This window comes from Methylobacterium sp. R2-1, from assembly GCF_014191355.1.
In the GTDB taxonomy this organism is placed as follows: Bacteria; Pseudomonadota; Alphaproteobacteria; order Rhizobiales; family Beijerinckiaceae; genus Methylobacterium.
Genome location: NZ_JACHWM010000017.1, coordinates 104,837 through 119,665, shown reverse-complemented (window position 1 = coordinate 119,665; position 14,829 = coordinate 104,837). Strand labels below are relative to the sequence as shown.

17 protein-coding genes are annotated in these 14,829 nt (G+C 67.8%); 7 read left to right on the top strand and 10 right to left on the bottom strand.

All coding sequences use genetic code 11. The features are described from left to right. Complete coding sequence (locus FHU13_RS22395; protein WP_183438052.1) at window positions 1-510, bottom strand: DUF192 domain-containing protein; 510 nt, start codon at window positions 508-510, stop codon at window positions 1-3. After that, complete coding sequence (locus tag FHU13_RS22390; protein WP_281411651.1) at window positions 507-1,076, bottom strand: cold-shock protein; 570 nt, start codon at window positions 1,074-1,076, stop codon at window positions 507-509. Before FHU13_RS22390 ends, FHU13_RS22395 begins: the two co-directional genes overlap by 4 nt. A 397-nt stretch (window positions 1,077-1,473) precedes the next feature. Between FHU13_RS22390 and FHU13_RS22385 the strand changes: the two genes are divergently transcribed. Beyond that, the gene (locus FHU13_RS22385) at window positions 1,474-2,460 is read left to right on the top strand and encodes a heparan-alpha-glucosaminide N-acetyltransferase (RefSeq protein ID WP_183438051.1); all 987 of its coding nucleotides are present in this window, start codon (window positions 1,474-1,476) and stop codon (window positions 2,458-2,460) included. Window positions 2,461-3,730: 1,270 nt separating this feature from the next. On the opposite strand, the gene efp is transcribed toward FHU13_RS22385, so the two are convergent. After that, a complete protein-coding gene (gene efp / locus FHU13_RS22380; protein WP_183438050.1) occupies window positions 3,731-4,297 on the bottom strand; it encodes an elongation factor P in 567 nt (188 codons plus the stop codon). Window positions 4,298-4,420: 123 nt separating this feature from the next. Between efp and epmA the strand changes: the two genes are divergently transcribed. The 4 genes from epmA (at window position 4,421) to FHU13_RS22360 (ending at window position 8,017) form a co-directional block, all read left to right on the top strand. Continuing rightward, window positions 4,421-5,479 (top strand): EF-P lysine aminoacylase EpmA, encoded by a 1,059-nt coding sequence (gene epmA, locus FHU13_RS22375; RefSeq protein ID WP_183438049.1) that lies wholly within the window; start codon window positions 4,421-4,423, stop codon window positions 5,477-5,479. After that, window positions 5,476-6,537 (top strand): lysine-2,3-aminomutase-like protein, encoded by a 1,062-nt coding sequence (locus FHU13_RS22370; protein ID WP_183438048.1) that lies wholly within the window; start codon window positions 5,476-5,478, stop codon window positions 6,535-6,537. Before epmA ends, FHU13_RS22370 begins: the two co-directional genes overlap by 4 nt. Next, on the top strand, window positions 6,534-7,157 hold the full coding sequence (locus tag FHU13_RS22365; protein WP_183438047.1) for a glutathione S-transferase family protein: 624 nt from the start codon (window positions 6,534-6,536) through the stop codon (window positions 7,155-7,157). The genes FHU13_RS22370 and FHU13_RS22365 overlap by 4 nt, the downstream gene beginning before the upstream one ends. A gap of 62 nt (window positions 7,158-7,219) precedes the next feature. Then, the gene (locus FHU13_RS22360) at window positions 7,220-8,017 is read left to right on the top strand and encodes a YdcF family protein (RefSeq protein WP_183438076.1); all 798 of its coding nucleotides are present in this window, start codon (window positions 7,220-7,222) and stop codon (window positions 8,015-8,017) included. A 7-nt stretch (window positions 8,018-8,024) separates the two neighbouring features. Here FHU13_RS22360 and FHU13_RS22355 read toward each other — a convergent pair whose 3' ends face one another. The 7 genes from FHU13_RS22355 to FHU13_RS22325 all read right to left on the bottom strand — a co-directional run bounded on the left by FHU13_RS22355 (window position 8,025) and on the right by FHU13_RS22325 (window position 13,589). Next, window positions 8,025-8,288 carry a DUF3253 domain-containing protein gene (locus FHU13_RS22355; protein ID WP_183438046.1) on the bottom strand — a complete coding sequence of 88 codons (264 nt, stop codon included), beginning with the start codon at window positions 8,286-8,288 and terminating at the stop codon, window positions 8,025-8,027. Next, window positions 8,278-8,991, bottom strand: coding sequence for a DUF599 domain-containing protein (locus FHU13_RS22350; RefSeq protein ID WP_183438045.1), 714 nt, complete (start codon window positions 8,989-8,991; stop codon window positions 8,278-8,280). The genes FHU13_RS22355 and FHU13_RS22350 overlap by 11 nt, the downstream gene beginning before the upstream one ends. 100 nt (window positions 8,992-9,091) lie before the next feature. Continuing rightward, window positions 9,092-9,376, bottom strand: coding sequence for an acylphosphatase (locus FHU13_RS22345; RefSeq protein ID WP_183438044.1), 285 nt, complete (start codon window positions 9,374-9,376; stop codon window positions 9,092-9,094). A gap of 127 nt (window positions 9,377-9,503) precedes the next feature. Beyond that, complete coding sequence (locus FHU13_RS22340) at window positions 9,504-9,935, bottom strand: gamma-glutamylcyclotransferase family protein (protein WP_183438043.1); 432 nt, start codon at window positions 9,933-9,935, stop codon at window positions 9,504-9,506. Between the two features lie 169 nt (window positions 9,936-10,104). Beyond that, window positions 10,105-12,108 carry an acetyl/propionyl/methylcrotonyl-CoA carboxylase subunit alpha gene (locus FHU13_RS22335; protein WP_183438042.1) on the bottom strand — a complete coding sequence of 668 codons (2,004 nt, stop codon included), beginning with the start codon at window positions 12,106-12,108 and terminating at the stop codon, window positions 10,105-10,107. A gap of 227 nt (window positions 12,109-12,335) precedes the next feature. Next, window positions 12,336-12,779, bottom strand: coding sequence for a hypothetical protein (locus FHU13_RS22330; protein ID WP_183438041.1), 444 nt, complete (start codon window positions 12,777-12,779; stop codon window positions 12,336-12,338). A gap of 171 nt (window positions 12,780-12,950) precedes the next feature. After that, on the bottom strand, window positions 12,951-13,589 hold the full coding sequence (locus tag FHU13_RS22325; protein WP_183438040.1) for a L,D-transpeptidase: 639 nt from the start codon (window positions 13,587-13,589) through the stop codon (window positions 12,951-12,953). 50 nt (window positions 13,590-13,639) lie between these two features. Here FHU13_RS22325 and FHU13_RS22320 point away from each other — a divergent pair, with 50 nt between their 5' ends. Together FHU13_RS22320 and FHU13_RS22315 are read left to right on the top strand one after the other, a co-directional pair. Next, entirely contained in the window at window positions 13,640-13,831 is a 192-nt protein-coding gene (locus FHU13_RS22320) for a hypothetical protein (protein WP_183438039.1), read from the top strand. A 135-nt stretch (window positions 13,832-13,966) separates the two neighbouring features. Then, the gene (locus FHU13_RS22315) at window positions 13,967-14,818 is read left to right on the top strand and encodes a histone deacetylase family protein (protein ID WP_246714789.1); all 852 of its coding nucleotides are present in this window, start codon (window positions 13,967-13,969) and stop codon (window positions 14,816-14,818) included. Window positions 14,819-14,829: the final 11 nt, after the last annotated feature.

The following is a 14,829-nucleotide window of genomic DNA, read 5'->3' as shown; positions in this document are numbered from 1 at the left end:
TCAGCGCTTGAACATCGGGTGCTCGACCCGGTCGCCCGCGCGGATGCCGAGCTTGGCGGCCGTGCCGGCATTGAGTTCGAGCACCGCGAGAACCGGCTCGCCCGACGAAATCACCTTGGTCGAGAGCGGCTCGGTGTCGGCGGCGATCCGGGCGATCGAGCCGTCGGAGCGGATGAACACCATGTCGAGCGAGAGATAGGTGTTCTTCATCCACATGGTGGCCGGCGCCGGCCGCTCGAAATCGAACAGCATGCCGTGGTCGGCCGCCATGGAGCGGCGATACATCAGCCCCTTGGCACGCTGCGCATCGGTGCGCATCACCTCCACTTGGAAGGCGTGGCGGCCGTTCTTGGCGACGATGCCGAGCGGTTCGGTCGCGGCCTGAGCGGCGGGCGCAGCCTCCTGGGCGCGCAGCGGCGTCACCGGCAGCGCCGCGAGCGCGGCGAGGCAGGCGGCGAGGCGCAGGAACTTGGACACGGAGGGAAACACGGGCACGCGGATCACCGTCAATGCGAAGCCGGAAGCGCCCCGTCGACGAGGCGGACTTCCGCCGCCATAGCACCCTTCGAGCCGTCGCCGTAGCGCACCAGAACTTGCTCGCCGGGCTTCAGCTCGGCGATGCCGTATCGGCGCAGGGTCTCCATGTGGACGAAGATGTCCGGCGTGCCGTCGCCGCGGCTGAGGAAGCCGAAGCCGCGCAGGCGGTTGAACCACTTCACCACCGCGACCTCCAGGCCGCTGGTCGGCGTCACGCTCTCGTGGGTTCGCGCCATCGGCAGTTCGGAGGGGTGGAGCGCGGTGGACTGGTCCAGCGAGATCACCCGGAATGCCTGCCAGCCGCGAGCGCGCTGCACCGCCTCGACGACGATCCGCGCGCCCTCGCTCGCGGCCTGATGCCCGTCCCGGCGCAAGCAGGTGATGTGCAGCAGCACGTCCGCCGAGCCGTCATCCGGCACGATGAAGCCGAACCCCTTCGAGACGTCGAACCACTTGATGCGCCCGGCAATCTCCACGAGCTCGGACGGACGCTCGTCCTCGCTCTCCCGCTCCGTCGCGCGGTCCCGCATTTCCGGCATGCGAAGCCCGACGGAACTCATTTCGTGATCGTTCGACATGTAAGCAACCCGTGCCGAATCGCGCGGCGCAATCCCGGAGCTACGTTAACAAAGTCAGATTACGCGGAAAGCCCGTTTGGCCGGCAACGGGACACTTCAAAAGATCATTTTTCGGATGCATGGCGACAATGCCGCATCTCGCGAGAGCCGCGTCGCAGGTTCCTCTGATCAGTCCTGATCAGGATCCGGCACGAGAGAGCGTGACCGTACAAAGGGTTAGGGTCGCTTGCAGGGCCGCTGGCGGGAAAACGGTCTGTCGCGATAGCGATTCGGATGACCGCAGGGCTGCTCGTCCGGCAGGCAGCGGCTTTCGCGCGCACCCTTCGCCTGGACCGGGGAACGGTGTTAGGGCGCGGCCATGCCTGCCTCCCCTCCGTTCCAGCCACCCTGTCCGAGCCGGCGGATCGATGCCGTCGACCTTGCCCGGGGTGCGGCGCTCGCGGCGATGGTGGCATACCATGCGCTGTGGGATCTCGGCTTCCTGCAAATCACGCCCCAGAATTTCGCGCTGACCGCGCTGGGGCGACTGGCGGCCCACGGCATCGCCGGCTCGTTCCTGCTGCTGGTAGGGGTCGGCCTCGTGCTCGCCAACGGCGACGGCCTGCGCTGGCGGCCCTTCGCCCTGCGTCTCGCCCGCATCGGCGGTGCGGCGCTTCTCATCACCGTGGCGACGCGGATCGCCTTTCCGCAGAGCTACATCTTCTTCGGTATCCTGCACTGCATCGCCGTCTCGAGCCTGCTGGGATTGCCCTTCGTGTTCCTGCCGGCCTCGACCGCCGGGCTCGGCGCCGTCGCCGTGATGGTGGCGCCGCGGGTCGTGGCCCATCCCCTGCTCGATGCGCCGGAATTCTATTTTCTCGGATTGGGCCGCGGTCTGCCCGACAGCAATGACTGGGTGCCGCTGTTTCCCTGGTTCGGGCTGGTGCTCGCCGGGATTGCGCTCGCTCGGCTCCTGCGGCCGGCGCTGGCCGGCTCGGCTGTCGCCCGCTGGCGGGCCCGCAATGCCGTGGCGCGCGGGGCAGCCTTCGCCGGGCGGCACAGCCTCCCCGTCTACCTCGTCCACCAGCCAGTGCTGCTCGCCCTCCTCACCGGCCTCGTGACGTTGACCGGGCCGCACCCGAAGGCCGGTCTCGCAAGCTTCCGCAAGGACTACATCGCGCACTGCACCCGCACCGGCGGCGAGGCGGAAGCCTGCCGGATCGCCGCCCGCTGCACCGCCGATGCCCTGCAGCGGGAGGGGCTCTGGGGCTCCGGCAAGCCCTACTCGGGCGAAGAGCGGGCAAAGGCGCAGGGCGTCTCGCAACGCTGCTACGCGGCCGCGGAAGGCACTGTGGCCCCACCGTGAGGCTCAAAACTTCCGAGGGAGGCCCCACGGGATGCGCGGCACAAGGATCACCGACGCCTCGCAACAGCATCCCGGCGCCTGCACAATGTCTCAGGCGAGACTGCCGTTACACCATCGTGCCCAGGTAGAGGCGGTCAGTCACCGAGCCTCCTGTGAGGCGATCTCGATCACCCCTGATCTCTGACCACAAACATCGTCGCAACGGTGTCGTGCCGATGATGGCGCAACCACGCGGCGGGTCGTCCTCGACAGGAGCCGCTCGATACCCCTCTCCCGGACTGACGTCTCGTGAAGACCCTCATCGGATCAGATCTCGAGAAAACTGTCTCGGGTTTGGCAAAAGCAGAGGGTCATGCGGTATCAAGAGCACTAAAAAGTATTGACTTCGACTTTATGCCTGCCAATATTGGTTAGTGATTCTGGCGGACTTTGATGGTCGCCTAAGTCTGAAGATTCGATGCCTCTCGGGTGTCTCGGCGTCAATCCTCCTCGTGGAGTGCTCTCCGCACTCCTTCAATGCTGTCTGCAATAAGGGGGGTAGCCGTGTCGTTTATCCTCAGAGCGCTTCCGCCCATCTTCATTGCAATGGTCCTGCTGTTAGCAGCGAATGGCCCATCGACAGCACTCCAGGAGTGCAAATGGTTCGGCACGAAACCGTTCTGCGACGGTAAATGTCCGAATGGATGGAATTACACCGGAAAGCGGGAGGGATGCACAACGGGGTCACGCCGTTATTGCTGTCGAGAGGTTGCCAGCGCGCCGATTCCCGGACCCGTGCCGCAGACTTGCCGCTGGTTCGGCACGCGGCCCTTCTGCAACGGCCAGTGCCCGAGCGGCTGGACATATTCGGGCCAGCGGCAAAGCTGTACGACGGGCTCGCGCCGCCTCTGCTGCTACAGCGGAACGGTGCCTCCGCCGAGCACGTCGGGCGGCTCATCCGGTCCGGCAACGCCGCCTCCGCCGGCAAGGTACTGCACCAATAATTGCGATAATTGCAGGCGCGATGGATTGAGGTGCCGGCAACGGTCCCTCGTCGACACGGCCTGCCCATCCACTCAGTCGTTCTTCCTGGCTCCCCAGGCCTGTTACTAAGGCGCCGGTCGGTGCAGCCTGCGACGAGCAGGCAGGATCTGCAGCTGCGTCCACGGCCTCAGCCATGTCTGCCGTCTGCCCACCCGGTGCGGGCGACGCTCCGATATCGGGACGTCAATGAAACGCTCACCGAGCGCGCCGCCCGTCCTCTCACCCTTATCCGGATCGAGAACCGTCCTCAGTCCTTGGCGCGCTCCACGTAGGAGCCGTCCACCGTCATGATGACGACGCGGGTGCCGGTGGAGATGTGCGGCGGGACGCTCGTCTTCACGCCGTTCGAGAGAAGCGCCGGCTTGTAGGACGAGGAGGCGGTCTGGCCCTTGGTGACCGGCTCGGTCTCGACGATCTCCAGGGTCACGCGCTGCGGCAGTTCGATGGTCAGCGGCACGCCGTTATGAGTCGACAGCGTCACAACCATGCCCTCCTGCAGGTAAGGGGCGGCGTCGCCGACCACGTCCGCGGGAACGGCGAGCTGCTCGTAATTCTCGGGGTTCATGAAGTGATACCCCTCACCGTCCTGGTACAGGAAGGTGTGGTCGCGATCCTCGACGAAGGCGCGCTCGACCTGCTCCGTGGTGCGGTAGCGCTCGGAGATCTTCACGCCATCGGTGATGCGGCGCATGTCGAGCTGCGTCACCGGCGTACCCTTGCCGGGGTGGATGTTCTCCGCCGTCAGGATAACGTAGAGCTTGCCGTCCTTATCGACGACGTTGCCCTTGCGAAGGGTACTGGCGATCACTTTCACGAGCGTGGACCTTGGCTGGACGAGAACGGCGGCTCCCCACCGGCGTCTCGGCCGGGTGAGCGGAATCATCCGCGAGGCCCTACCCTATCCGCGGCTCGGTTGCCAGCCGGAGGCTGTTTTCGCGTGAGTCACGAGTCCTCGCCCTGGTGGCATCCCGGCCTCCATGCGGATCGCCGGCCGCTGCTGCTCACCCGCAACCGCATCCTCGGGGGGCTTCGCGCGTGGTTTGCCGCCCGCGATTTCGTGGAGGTGGAAGCCGCTGCGCTGCAGGTCTCGCCGGGCAACGAGGCGCATCTCTCCGCCTTTGCTACGGAGGCGATCCTGCCCGATGGCGGGCGCGAGCCGCTCTATCTGCACACCTCGCCGGAATTCGCCTGCAAGAAGCTGCTGGCGGCGGGCGAACCGCGCCTGTTCAGCCTCGCCCACGTGTTCCGCAACCGCGAGCGCGGCGCGCTGCATCATCCCGAGTTCACGATGCTCGAATGGTACCGGGCGGGCGAACCCTACGACGCGCTGATGCAGGACAGCGTGGCGCTTCTGGCGCTCGCTGCCGAGATCGCGGGCGCAAAGCGCCTGAGCTTCCGCGGGCGCGCGGCCGATCCGTTCGCGCCCTTCGAGCGGCTCACCCTGGCGGAGGCGTTCCAGCGTTTTGCTGCCATCGACCTCCTCGCCACGATTGCGCCGGATGGCTCGACCGACCGCGACGGGCTCGCCGATGCGGTGATGACCCGTGGTCTGCGGGTGGCGCCGGACGACACCTGGGCCGACCTGTTCAGCCGCGTCCTCGTCGGGCTGATCGAGCCGCATCTCGGGCAGGGGCGCCCGACCATCCTGTGCGAGTATCCGGTGAGCGAGGCGGCCTTGGCGCGACCGAGCCCGCGCGACCCGCGCGTCGCCGAACGTTTCGAGCTCTACGCCTGCGGCGTCGAACTCGCCAACGCCTTCGGCGAACTCACTGACCCGGCCGAGCAGCGCCGCCGCTTCGAGGCGGAAATGGCGGAGAAGGCGCGCGTCTACGGCGAGCGTTATCCCATCGACGAGGAGTTCCTGGAGGCCCTGGCCGTGATGCCCGAGGCGAGCGGAATCGCGCTGGGCTTCGACCGGCTGGTGATGCTGGCGACCGGTGCGCCCCGCATCGATGACGTCATCTGGACGCCGGTCACCCGGGGCCGAGCCCGGTGAGCCTTATCCTGAAGAGTGCGACGGCGCTGGCCCGCGCCGGGCTGGTAGAGGCGACCGACCTTCCCGCTCTGGAGCGGGTGGCAGCGCGCTACGCAATCTCAGTAACCCCCGACATGGCCGAACTGATCGATGAAGGCGATCCCGACGATCCGATCGCCCGGCAGTTCATCCCGCGCGCAGAAGAGATCGAGACGAGCGCCGAGGAGCGCGCCGACCCGATCGGTGACGACGTGCACGCGTCGGTGCCCGGCATCGTCCACCGTTATCCCGACCGGGTGCTTCTCAAGCCGCTGCACATCTGCCCGGTCTATTGCCGGTTCTGCTTCCGCCGTGAGCGTGTCGGACCCGCCGGACACGGCTCGCTGAGCGAGGCGGACCTGGCCGTGGCCTACCGCTACATCGCCGAGCACCGGGAGATCTGGGAGGTGGTGGTGACGGGGGGCGATCCCTTCGCCCTCTCGCCCCGGCGGCTCGCTTCCATTGCGCAGGCACTCGGCGCGATCCCGCATGTGCGGGTGCTGCGCTTCCACACCCGCGTTCCCGTGGTCGAGCCCGCTCGCGTGGATGCGGCCCTGGTCGCCGCCCTCAAGGATTTTTCCGGCGCGGTCTTCGTGGCGCTCCATGCCAACCATCCGCGCGAGTTCACGTCGGCCGCGCGCGGGGCAATCGCCCGGCTGGTCGATGCCGGCATCCCGATGGTGAGCCAGAGCGTGCTGCTGCGCGGCGTCAACGACGATGCGGAAACGCTCGAAGCCTTGATGCGCCGCTTCGTCGAGAACCGGATCAAGCCCTACTACCTCCATCACGGCGACCTCGCGCCGGGCACCGGCCATCTGCGCACGGAGCTGCCGGAGGGGCAGGCGCTGATGCGGCACCTGCGCGGGCGCCTCTCCGGCCTCGCCCAGCCGCTCTACGTGCTCGACATTCCCGGCGGCCACGGCAAGGTGCCGGTCGGGCCGGGCTATCTTGACGAGGCGGGCGAAGCTTGGCGGGTGACCGATCCGAGCGGGGCCGTTCACATCTATCCCCCCGAGAGCGACGACGAGGACGCACGATGACGCTGAAGCTGTGGGGGCGAGCCAGCTCCGGAAACGTGCAGAAGGTGCTCTGGGCGCTCGATGAACTCGGTCTGGTCTACGAACATATCGAGGCGGGCGGCGCGCACGGCGTCGTCGGCGAGGCCCGCTACCGCGCGATGAATCCCAATGGCCTCGTGCCGACGCTGGAGGAGGACGGCTTCGTCCTCTGGGAGTCCAATGCGATCCTGCGCTACCTTGCACAGGCCCATGGCGGACCGCTGGCGCTGCCGGGGGCGCCGCGCGCCCGCGCGCTCATCGACCAGTGGCTCGATTGGCAGGCCACCGCCTTCACCCCGGCGATGCGTGACGCCTTCCTCCAGCTCGTGCGGGTCGCCCCCGACAAGCGGGACGCGCGGGTGATCGAAGCGTCGCGGGCCGGCTCCGAGCGCTGCGCCGCCCTGCTCGACCGGCATCTCGCGGACACGCCCTTCGTGGCGGGCGAGCACTTCTCGATTGCCGACATCGCCGTTGGGCTCGCGGCGAATCGCTGGTTCCAGCTGCCGCTGGAGCGCGAGGAGCGCCCGAACATCCGCCGTTGGCTGGACACCCTCGCGCAACGGCCCGCTTCCTCGGCCGTTCTGTCGCTGCCGCTCACCTGACTTGCCCCGGTGGAGGTCAGCCCGTGACGGATGCCGTGCCTGATTCCGGACGAAAGAAGACGATGTTCTTCCCGCTCTCGAAGCTGATCTTCTTCGTCCTCACGCCGTCGAACTTCCTGATCCTGCTCGGTCTGCTCGGCTGCCTCCTGCTCTTCACCGAGTTCGGCCGGGAGATCGGACGGGTTCTCACGGTGGCCGGCTTCGTCGGGCTCCTGGTTGCCGGACTCTCGCCGCTCTCGGCCTGGACGCTGGCGCCATTGGAGAATCGCTTTCCCGGCTTCACCGATGACGGCGCGCCGGTCACCGGCATCGTCGTGCTCGGCGGAGCGGTGGAGGCCGATACATCGATCGGCCGTAATCAGATCACCGTCAACGAGGCGGGCGAGCGGGGGATCGCGCTCGCCGACCTCGCCCGACGGTATCCGCAGGCGCGCCTCGTCTTCTCGGGCGGGTCCGGCAGCAACCGCGCGGACGCGGTCTCCGAGGCCGAGATCGTCAGCCGATTCGCCGACACGCTCGGCGTGCCGCGCAACCGCCTGATCCTGGAGCAGCAATCGCGCAACACCCACGAGAACGCTGTGTTCTCCGCGCGGATGGTGCAACCGAAGCCGGGCGAACGCTGGCTCCTCGTCACCTCCGCCTGGCACATGCCGCGCTCAATCGGCTGCTTCCGCAAGGCCGGTTTCGACGTCACGGCCTACCCGGTTGATTACCGCACCAACTGGCCCCGCGACGCGTACCGCCTCGCCAGCTTCGCTTCGACCGGTTTGGGGGAACTCGATATCGGCGTGAAGGAGTGGATCGGGATGATCGCTTACCGGATCGCCGGCTACACTGACGAGGTAATGCCGGGGCCGTAGGGCGCTCCTACGCTCTCGGCAGGCTCAGACGGTAGATCCCGCGGAAATCGTCCGGGTCATCCACGGGCTTGCCCTTCCGAAGAATTTGCACCCGGCCCTCCTTGGTCAGACGCACCGCGACGCGGCGGACCGGCTGCATCAGCGGGCTCCAGCCGTCCGGATGGGGGCCGCCGAGGGCGCGGGCGATCTCGGAGGGGCAGCAGGTCTTGTCGGCCCCGCGCTCGCTCACGAGCCGCAGCATCGTCTCTTCGATCGCGGCTTCATCGGCCATGGGAATCCTCCTCGGCGAGCAGCGCGGTGCGGATCGGCGAGGCGAACTGGCGCCGCCACATCACCCAGACCACGCTGGCAGTGGCCAGCATCAGCACCGGCGCGCTCACGAACCAGCCGAGATAGGCCAGTGCGAACAGGAAGGCACGCTGTCCTTTCGCGAAATGCGACCCGGCCGCCACGTTCATCGCGCCGGCCCGCTCGGCCGCGCGCCGCATCACCGCCTCGGAGGCGCCGGAGCCCTTGGGCGGCACCGCGCCGATCAGGATCGCGCCGTAATTGAACAGCCGGTAGGCCCAGGCGAATTTGAAGAAGGCGTAGACGAACACCATCGCGAGTCCGGCGACCTTGATTTCCCAGGTCTGGCGGGTGGTGCCCGTGCCGAAGGGCAGCGCCGAGAACAAGTTCAGCACGTCGTCGCCCGAACGCGAGAGCGTCAGCACCGATCCGAGCGCGATCAGCGAGGTCGAGGCGAAGAAGGCGGTGCCGTTCTGGAGAGAGGCGTTGATCGTCGTATCCACGACGCGGTTGTCGCGGGCGATCATCTGGACCGCCCAGTTGCGCCGCTGGCGGTTCATGATCTGGCTGAGGCTCAGCCGGTCGCCCCGCCGCCGAGCCACCGCGAAGCTGTAGCCGGCCCAGGCTGCCACGAAGAAGACGAGGGCGGCGAAGTCGAGCGGGGAAAAGGCGTGGAGGTCCCACATGGTCAGGGCGTCGTCATCGCGATGTCGTCTTGCCGGTCCGGCTCGGAAGCTACCCCGGCGGCTACAGGCCGGAGGCGTAGCGGGCAAGCCCTCGCGGTTTCTAGGCGCGTATCTCGAAACCCGTGCTTGAGGCGGGATCGGCCTCTTCGCTGACGTCGATGCCATCGACCCGCGCCGCGAAGGGGCCGCGCCGGCAGGCGGTCAACAGCGCCTCCACCGCCTCGGCCGGACCGGTGAACAGCGCCTCGACCGTACGGTCGGGCCGATTGCGGACCCATCCGGCGATGCCGTGCCGGTCGGCCTGCTTCTTGGTCCAGGCGCGGTAGGACACGCCCTGGACGCGGCCGCGGATCACGACCCGGATGGTCTTGCTGTCGGTGCTCAAGGTGGCAGGATCTCAGGCGTTTCGATCGACGGGCAGTCGCCGGTGATGGTCGACGATACCATAGCGGCCGGACGGGGAGCACGCCGCCGACCGCGTCGCGACGAGATCGGTCACGGCTGCGAGCCGATCAGGCCGGAGCACGGCGCTGCCAGCCGCGGATCTCCTGCAGATAAGGCCCGGGCAGTTGCGCCGCCTCCCCCGCGGCAAGCACGGCTTCGAGGTAGCCGGGCCGCGGCAGGCCGCCGGCTTGACTGCGGCCGAGATAGATCAGGGCGCGCTTCGTGCCGCCCTCGGTGACGACCGGCTGATAGGCCTTCACGTAGAGTCCGCCCGCCACGCCCTCGTAACGGTCGAGGGCCGGCACGTCGGAGAGTGCCAACTCCCACAGCACGCCCCATACGGTGGCGCCCGGCGCGCGCACGACGGAGGCCCAGCCCTCCCGCATGATGATGAAGCGGTGCCGCGGCAAGCGTCCGCGCCCGATCAGCTGGGAGGCCGGGCAGCGCTGGGCCATGGCGGCGGCGTCCATGTTGGCGCCGTAGGCGAAGTAGAGGGGCATGGCTTTTCGGCGGAGGGTGCGAGCGGCGTGCCTACGCGCCGGGCACGTTTCGCTCGCTCGACGGCGCGTCCCACACGCCAGAGCGCAGGGCAGTGACCGGCGTGACACCGCCGATCACCGCGAAGGCCGCGGCGACGGACGGTCGCCGCACCGATCAGGCAAAGTCCAATCAGGCGAATTCCAGGATCACCGCGTCGACCGCGAGGCTGTCGCCTTCCTTGGCGGCGATCTTGGAGACGGTGCCGTCGCGCTCGGCACGCAACACGTTCTCCATCTTCATCGCCTCGACGATGGCCAGCGGCTCACCGTTCTTCACCTCCTGGCCTTCCGTGACCATGATCTGCTTGACCAGGCCAGGCATCGGGCAAAGGAGCTGCTTGCCGGAGCCGGCATTCTCCTTGACAGGCATCAGATCGGCGAGTTCGGCCTCACGGCGGGTGAACACCCGCGCTTCCGCCGCTGCACCCGCGTGCTGCAGGAACACGCCGTTGAGGAGCGGACGCACTTGGATCGCCACCGGCTCATTGCCGACCGTGCCGCTCCAGACCGGCTCGCCGGGGCGCCATTCGCTGCGCACCGGTGCCACCGTGCCGTCGTCGAAGGTGACGAGGAGATCGTCGCCCTGCGCATCGACGGTGACGTTGAAGCGCTCGCCGGAGAGCACCACCACGCGCTCGCGCTGGAATGTCAGCAGGCTCGGGTCGCGCATCTGGCCGGAGATGCCGCGCTTGCGGATATTGAGCTTGTGGTCGATCGCCGCTGCGACCGCCGCGAGCCGCCGGGCGACCTGTCCCTCGGGTGCGGGGGCGGTGAAGCCTTCCGGGAACTCCTCCTTGATGAAGCCCGTCGAGAGCCGGCCCTCGCGCCAGCGGGGATGGGCCATCAGGGTCGCGAGGAACGGGATGTTGTGGCGGATGCCGTCGATGGCGAAGGCGTCGAGGGCGGTCGCCTGCGCCTCGATGGCCTCCAGCCGGGTCGGCGCCCAGGTGACGAGCTTGGCGATCATCGGATCGTAGTGGATCGCGATCTCGCCGCCCTCCTCCACGCCGGTATCGTTGCGCACGATCGCCCCGCCAAGCGGGCCTTCCTCCGGCGGCTGGTAGGTCGTCAGCCGGCCGATCGAGGGCAGGAAGTTGCGGGTCGGATCCTCGGCATAGACGCGGCTCTCGACCGCCCAGCCGTTCAGCTTCACCTGTTCCTGCGTCAGCGGCAGCTGCTCACCGGCGGCCACCCGGATCATCAGCTCGACAAGATCGAGCCCGGTGATCATCTCGGTGACCGGGTGCTCCACCTGGAGGCGGGTGTTCATTTCGAGGAAGTAGAAAGACTTGTCCTGACCGGCGACGAACTCGACCGTGCCGGCGGAGTCGTAGTTCACGGCTTTGGCGAGCGCGACCGCCTGCTCGCCCATCTTGCGGCGGGTCTCCTCGTCGAGGAGCGGCGACGGGGCCTCCTCGATGACCTTCTGGTTGCGGCGCTGGATCGAGCACTCGCGCTCGCCGAGATAGATCACGTTGCCGTGCTTGTCGCCGATCACCTGGATCTCGATGTGGCGCGGATCGGTGATGAACTTCTCGATGAAGACGCGGTCATCGCCGAAGGAGGACGAGGCCTCGGACTTGGCGCGGGCGAAGCCCTCGGCGACCTCGTCGGCCGACTCGGCGATGCGCATGCCCTTGCCGCCGCCGCCGGCGGAGGCCTTGATCATGACGGGATAGCCGATCTCGTCGGCGATCTTCACGGCATGCTCGGGGCTCTCGATCACGCCGAGGAAGCCCGGCACCGTCGAGACCTTGGCCGCAGCCGCAGCCTTCTTCGACTCGATCTTGTCGCCCATGGCGGCGATGGCGCCCGGATTCGGCCCGATGAAGACGATGCCGGCTTCGGCCAGCGCCTTCGGGAAGGCCTCGCGCTCGGAGAGGAAGCCATAGCCCGGATGGACCGCCTGCGCTCCAGTCTGCCTGCAGGCGTCGATGATCTTGTCGATCACGAGATAGGACTGCGCAGCGGGTGCCGGGCCGATATGCACGGCCTCGTCGGCCATTGCCACATGGACCGCGTCACGGTCGGCGTCGGAGTAGACGGCCACCGTCTTGATGCCCATTTTCCGGGCCGTCTTGATGATACGGCAGGCGATTTCGCCCCGGTTGGCAATCAGGATCTTATCGAACATCGCAGCCGCTTCTCGAGGGAGACTGTCCTGGCCTGCCCCTCCCGAAGGCAAGCCCGAACGCATCCCGATAAAGCAGTTATGCGAGAGACGGAAGCTGTGCCGCACAGCCCAAAAGGCCAGCCTCGGTGAAATCCGATTGAGGGGCTGTCAATTCGAATTTCGGCGATGCTCAGTTGCTGGCTGCGACGCCGATGCCGATGGCGCTGCTGACCTCAAAACTGAATTCATCATGCAGCGCAAGGCAGGCGACCGGCGCGGCATTCGACGGGCTTGGCCGTCGCGCTCTTGGCCTTGAGGGCGAAAGCGATCAGCACCTCGTCGCTGGTCTCGGCCTCGCGCACGATCTCCATGGCGATGCGGCCGCCCAGCGCGGTCGGACCCTTGCGGCCGGCGATCGAGGCAGAGAGCCACGCGGACATCTCGCGGGTGATGATCCCGGTCGGGCGCTCGCCATAGACGGCGAAGTTCACGACTTCCGCCGTAACGAAGGCAGCAAAGCCCTCGTGGGTGTCGGCGACGGCGCGGTCGAGCGCCAGCAGCAGGTCCGCCTCGTCACGGCCCATGATGCCGTCGGGCAGGATCTCGCGGGCGAGCTCGCGAACGTCGTCCTGGGTCAGGCGGCCGGCATCGACGATGCGGGTGCAGAACAGTTCAAGCGCAGTGTTGGTCATGGTTTGATGCCTCCCCGGCCCGTTGTTGCCGGTGTTTGTCCGTGTCTGTGCTGACAATACGGACCGCAACGCTCGAAGAGGTTAATGGCCAAATCTGAACCCGTGTTCAGGTAAACGCCTGCTCACGATTGAGCCTTTCGGAATTCTTGCCTTCGAGAAGTAAGACTCTCTTCATCGCACCACGACCTTCGTCCCGACCGGGACGCGATCGTAGAGGTCCATCACGTCCTCGTTGAGCATGCGGATGCAGCCCGAGGAGACCGCCTGTCCGATCGTCTCCGGCTCGTTGGTGCCGTGGATGCGGTAGAGCGTGTCCTTTCGATTCTGCGCGAGATAGAGCGCGCGGGCGCCGATCGGGCTGAAGGGGCCGCCTTCCAGGCGTGGCGGCAGGTCGGGATGGCGGCCGATCATTTCCGGGGCCGGGTTCCAGTCCGGCCATTCGAGCTTGCGGTCGATCTCCGCCCGTCCGGTCCATTCCACACCCGCCCGGCCGACCGAAACGGGGTAGCGCAACGCCTTGCCGCCGGGCTGCACGAGGTAGAGCCGCCGCTCGGTCGTATCGACGACGATGGTGCCCACGGCCTCCCGCGTCGCAAAATCGACCGTGGAGCGGGCGAGCGCCGGATCGATGGGCGCTTTCGGCGCGAGCTTCATCCAGGCCGCGTCGCGCTCCGGCCCCGGCGGCAGCGGCGGAACGGCGGGCAACGCGGCCACCGCCTGAACCGGCGCCGTCTGCGACTGACAGGCGGTCAAACCGGCGGCCACCGGGAGGAGGCCCGCGAGGAGAACGAGGGCGGGCGATGGACGCATGGCGGGTGGCCGGTCGTACGAGGAATCGACCGCAGGTTGAGCGAGCGTTTATGGCCAAGCTTGGGCTGGCAAGCGGCCTGTTGTGGAAGAAGGCGATCCGGGCCGTCGTCCCGGTTTGCCCTGTTGCATGCGGGCGACAAGATCGACAAGTTCGAGACAACAAGAACGGTCGCTCCGGCGAAAGCCTGAAGCGCCGCATCGGCAACAACAAGGTCGCCCTGCCTCCGCAGGGCGGCGCGTGACGAGGCGGGAGCGCCGAGGCTCGGCATCACCGTTTCGCGCACCCGGGAGAAACGGCCCTGAGCACCCTGTACGTCACCCATCCGAGCGCAATCGAACACGCGGTCCCGACCGGGCATCCGGAGCGGCCCGCCCGCATGCAGGCGGTGGAGCGCGCCCTTGAGAACGAGCGCTTCGCCGCCCTCGTCCGCTGCCACGCCCCAAAGGCGGAGGCTTCTGTCGCCGAACTCGTCCACGCGGCGGCCTTCGTCGAGACCATCGTCGCCGCTTCGCCCGACGACGGCTTCTTCCAGATCGACGGCGATACGCTGATGTCGCCGGGCTCGCTCAACACCTGCCTGCACGCGATCGGCGGATCGAACCACGCCGTCGATGCGGTGATGAAGGGGGAGTGCACCAACGCCTTCGTCGGTATGCGCCCGCCCGGCCACCACGCCGAGCGCGACCGTGCCATGGGCTTCTGCCTGTTCAATCACGCGGCCATCGCTGTGCGCCACGCTCAGAAGGCGTTCGGCGCCTCGCGCGTCGCCCTGGTGGATTTCGACGTCCACCACGGCAACGGCTCGCAGGACATCTTCTGGGCCGACAAGAGCGTGATGTACGCCTCGACCCACCAGATGCCGCTGTTTCCCGGCTCGGGCGGGACGGGGGAGCGGGGCGACCACGACACCATCGTCAACGCGCCGCTCAAGGCCTTCGACGGCAGCGAGATCTTTCGGGAAGCCTTCGAGGCGCGGATCCTGCCGCGGCTCGACGCCTTCGCGCCGGATCTCATCGTGATCTCGGCGGGGTTCGACGCGCACAAGCTCGACCCGCTGGCCAACATCCAGCTTGAAGAGGCGGATTTCGGCTGGGCCACGCGCCGGCTGATGGAGGTTGCCGACCGCCACGCGGGCGGCCGGGTCGTATCGATCCTGGAGGGTGGCTACAGCCTCGACGGGCTCGCCCGCTCGGTCGCCGCGCATGTGGACGCGCTGATGGGGCGGTGACGGGCACTGCC

Excerpts from the sequence above, each read along its gene's own strand:
- FHU13_RS22390 (WP_281411651.1), bottom strand. The coding sequence starts at position 1,076 with ATGCCGGAAATGCGGGACCGCGCGACGGAGCGGGAGAGCGAGGACGAG.
- FHU13_RS22385 (WP_183438051.1), top strand. The coding sequence starts at position 1,474 with ATGCCTGCCTCCCCTCCGTTCCAGCCACCCTGTCCGAGCCGGCGGATC.
- FHU13_RS22365 (WP_183438047.1), top strand. The coding sequence starts at position 6,534 with ATGACGCTGAAGCTGTGGGGGCGAGCCAGCTCCGGAAACGTGCAGAAG.
- FHU13_RS22360 (WP_183438076.1), top strand. The coding sequence starts at position 7,220 with ATGTTCTTCCCGCTCTCGAAGCTGATCTTCTTCGTCCTCACGCCGTCG.
- FHU13_RS22355 (WP_183438046.1), bottom strand. The coding sequence starts at position 8,288 with ATGGCCGATGAAGCCGCGATCGAAGAGACGATGCTGCGGCTCGTGAGC.
- FHU13_RS22350 (WP_183438045.1), bottom strand. The coding sequence starts at position 8,991 with ATGTGGGACCTCCACGCCTTTTCCCCGCTCGACTTCGCCGCCCTCGTC.
- FHU13_RS22340 (WP_183438043.1), bottom strand. The coding sequence starts at position 9,935 with ATGCCCCTCTACTTCGCCTACGGCGCCAACATGGACGCCGCCGCCATG.
- FHU13_RS22335 (WP_183438042.1), bottom strand. The coding sequence starts at position 12,108 with ATGTTCGATAAGATCCTGATTGCCAACCGGGGCGAAATCGCCTGCCGT.
- FHU13_RS22330 (WP_183438041.1), bottom strand. The coding sequence starts at position 12,779 with ATGACCAACACTGCGCTTGAACTGTTCTGCACCCGCATCGTCGATGCC.
- FHU13_RS22325 (WP_183438040.1), bottom strand. The coding sequence starts at position 13,589 with ATGCGTCCATCGCCCGCCCTCGTTCTCCTCGCGGGCCTCCTCCCGGTG.
- FHU13_RS22320 (WP_183438039.1), top strand. The coding sequence starts at position 13,640 with ATGGCCAAGCTTGGGCTGGCAAGCGGCCTGTTGTGGAAGAAGGCGATC.
- FHU13_RS22315 (WP_246714789.1), top strand. The coding sequence starts at position 13,967 with ATGCAGGCGGTGGAGCGCGCCCTTGAGAACGAGCGCTTCGCCGCCCTC.